The organism is Mesorhizobium sp. M7A.F.Ca.CA.002.04.1.1 (assembly GCF_004022805.1).
Classification (GTDB): domain Bacteria; phylum Pseudomonadota; class Alphaproteobacteria; order Rhizobiales; family Rhizobiaceae; genus Mesorhizobium; species Mesorhizobium ciceri.
Map to the genome: position 1 here is coordinate 1 of NZ_RZPL01000707.1, position 2,888 is coordinate 2,888.

Annotated in this window: 3 protein-coding genes; 2 read left to right on the forward strand and 1 reads right to left on the reverse strand. The window is 62.2% G+C overall.

Translation table 11 applies throughout. The features are described 5' to 3' along the window. The first annotated feature begins 28 nt into the window (after nt 1-28). Together ENZ75_RS27140 and ENZ75_RS27145 are read left to right on the forward strand one after the other, a co-directional pair. The gene (locus ENZ75_RS27140) at nt 29-1,666 is read left to right on the forward strand and encodes a CTP synthase (protein ID WP_013531733.1); all 1,638 of its coding nucleotides are present in this window, start codon (nt 29-31) and stop codon (nt 1,664-1,666) included. Between the two features lie 11 nt (nt 1,667-1,677). Then, nucleotides 1,678-2,214, forward strand: coding sequence for a DUF1697 domain-containing protein (locus ENZ75_RS27145; RefSeq protein WP_013531732.1), 537 nt, complete (start codon nt 1,678-1,680; stop codon nt 2,212-2,214). A 38-nt stretch (nt 2,215-2,252) separates the two neighbouring features. Here the strand turns inward: ENZ75_RS27145 and ENZ75_RS27150 are convergent. After that, a partial coding sequence (locus ENZ75_RS27150; protein ID WP_206617112.1) for a cytosine permease occupies nt 2,253-2,888 on the reverse strand: 636 nt, incomplete at its 5' end.

Below are 2,888 nucleotides of genomic sequence, written 5' to 3' on the forward strand. Positions count from 1 at the left end.
GGCGGAATCAATCCGGCCGCGTTAAGCGATGACTCCCATGGCGCGATATGTATTCATCACAGGCGGCGTGGTTTCCTCACTTGGAAAAGGCATTGCCGCAGCGGCCCTTGGGGCTCTCCTGCAGGCGCGAGGCTATCGCGCACGCATCAAAAAACTCGATCCCTATCTCAATGTCGATCCGGGGACGATGTCGCCGTACCAGCATGGCGAGGTTTTCGTCACCGACGATGGTGCGGAAACCGATCTTGATCTTGGCCATTACGAGCGCTTCACAGGCCGCTCCGCCAACCAGCAGGACAACATCACCACCGGCCGCATCTACAAGAACATCATCGAGCGCGAGCGGCGCGGCGACTATCTCGGCGCCACCGTGCAGGTCATCCCCCACGTCACCGACGAGATCAAGAATTTCGTCCTCAACGGCAATGACGACTATGATTTCGTGCTGTGCGAGATCGGCGGCACGGTCGGCGACATCGAGGCGATGCCGTTCCTGGAGGCTATACGCCAGCTCGGCAACGACTTGCCGCGCAACAATGCCGTCTACGTGCATCTGACGCTGATGCCCTATATCCCGACGGCCGGTGAGCTGAAGACCAAGCCGACTCAGCATTCGGTCAAGGAACTGCGCGGCATCGGCATCGCGCCCGACATCCTGCTGGTCCGCGCCGACCGCGCTATCCCCAAGGAAGAGCGCAGAAAACTGTCGCTGTTCTGCAATGTGCGCGAAAGCGCCGTGATCCAGGCGCTCGACGTGCCGCATATCTACGACGTGCCGATGGCCTATCACAAGGAAGGGCTCGATTCGGAAGTCCTGGCCGCCTTCGGCATCGATCCGGCGCCGAAGCCGCGTATGGAGCCGTGGCAGGCGGTGTCCAACCGCATCCACAATCCGGAAGGCGAGGTGACCATCGCCGTTGTCGGCAAATATACCGGCCTCAAGGACGCCTACAAATCGCTGATCGAGGCGCTGTCGCATGGCGGCCTGGCCAATCACGTCAAGGTCAAGCTCGACTGGATCGAATCGGAGATCTTCGAAAAGGAGGATCCGACGCCGTGGCTGGAAAAGGTGCATGGCATCCTGGTTCCCGGCGGCTTTGGGGAGCGCGGCTCGGAAGGCAAAATCCTGGCGGCGAAGTTCGCGCGTGAGCGAAAAGTGCCGTATTTCGGCATCTGCTTCGGCATGCAGATGGCCTGCATCGAGGCGGCGCGGTCGCTGGCCGGCGTCGAGCATGCGTCTTCGACCGAGTTTGGTCCGACCGAGGAACCGGTCGTCGGCCTGATGACCGAATGGCTGAAAGGCAACATGCTGGAGAAGCGCCGCGAAACCGGCGATCTCGGCGGCACGATGCGGCTCGGCGCCTATCAGGCCGAGCTCGCCAAGGGCTCCAAGATCGCCGAGATCTACGGCGACACTCAGATTTCCGAGCGCCATCGCCACCGCTACGAGGTCAATGTCGACTACAAGGAGCGGCTTGAGGATTGCGGCCTGGTGTTCGCCGGCATGTCGCCCGACGGCGTGCTGCCGGAAACGGTCGAATACCCGGACCATCCCTGGTTCATCGGCGTGCAGTATCATCCGGAACTGAAAAGCCGGCCGCTCGACCCGCATCCGCTGTTCGCCAGTTTCATCGAGGCAGCGGTGGAGCAGAGCCGGCTGGTGTAGGCCGGTCGGCCATGCAGACCTATGTCGCGCTGCTTTACAGCATCATTCTGGGCGAGGGCCGCCGGGTCGTCATGGCCGATCTCAAGGCCATGGCGGAAGATCTCGGGCTGAAGAACCCGCGCACCCTGGTGGCGACCGGAAATCTGGTCTTCGAGGCGCCGGCAACTGATATTGCCGACCTTGAACAGCGGCTGGAGGCAGCCTTCGAAAAAACCTTCGGCCGCCATGTCGACATCATCGTGCGTGGTGCCAAGGACTGGCTGAAGCTTGCCGCCGGCAATCCGTTCCCGGCCGATTCGGCCAAAGCAGGCGATCAGGTGGCCGTACGGGTGATGCGCAAGCCTGCGCCCGTGGAGGCCGTGACGGGGCTCCAGGCCTATGCCGGCGAGGATGAAAAAGTGACTTCGGTCGGCGGCGACATCTGGGTCGTCTTTTCGCGCGAGAGGCCAAGCTCGCGGCTGCTTGCGGCGATGAATCACAAGCGCATGGGCACGGGCACGTCGCGCAACTGGAACACGGTGCGCAGATTGGCCGAGATGCTCGGGTAGGTTTTGGGGCGGCTCTCGCCGCCCCAAAATTCACCTTGTCAGGCCTTCGCGGTCCTGGCGCCGGCGCCCAAAGCGGCGGTGCGCAGCACGTAGTAGATGATGCCGGCGATCGCCACGCCGAAGAACCAGCCATAGACACCCCACCAGGACGGCAGCCAGTTGGTGAAGTTGGGCAGGATCGACGAGAAGATGGCGCCGATGCCGGCGGCGATGAAGGCGTTGACGTGCCAGCCGCCCTGGAAGCGGAATTCGCCATCTTCGCGATAAAGCGCCTCGACGTCGACCTCACCCTTCCGGATCAGGTAGTAGTCGACCATCATCACCCCGAAGATCGGCCCCATCGTCGCGCCGATGATGTTGACGAAGGAAGCCGCACTGCCTTCCCATGGCGCGAAGGGATAGAGCAGCAGGGCGATCACGGCCGCGATATAGCCGCCCTTCTTGAAGTCGATCTGCCTGGGAAAGACATTGGAGAAGTCGAAGGCCGGCGAGACGAAGTTCGCCACGACGTTGATGCCAAGCGTCGCAACTGCAAAGGTCAGGGCAGCAAGGGCTGCCAGGAACCAGCTGTCGAATTTCGCCGATATCTGGTCGGGATGCAGCAGCACCTCGCCATAGACGTCAAAGGCGGCAATGGTGGTGACGCCGGCCACCAGAGAAAACAGGATCAGGTT

What these genes read in the sequence shown, in the direction of transcription:
- ENZ75_RS27140 (WP_013531733.1), top strand. Translation starts at nt 29, where the DNA reads ATGACTCCCATGGCGCGATATGTATTCATCACAGGCGGCGTGGTTTCC.
- ENZ75_RS27145 (WP_013531732.1), top strand. Translation starts at nt 1,678, where the DNA reads ATGCAGACCTATGTCGCGCTGCTTTACAGCATCATTCTGGGCGAGGGC.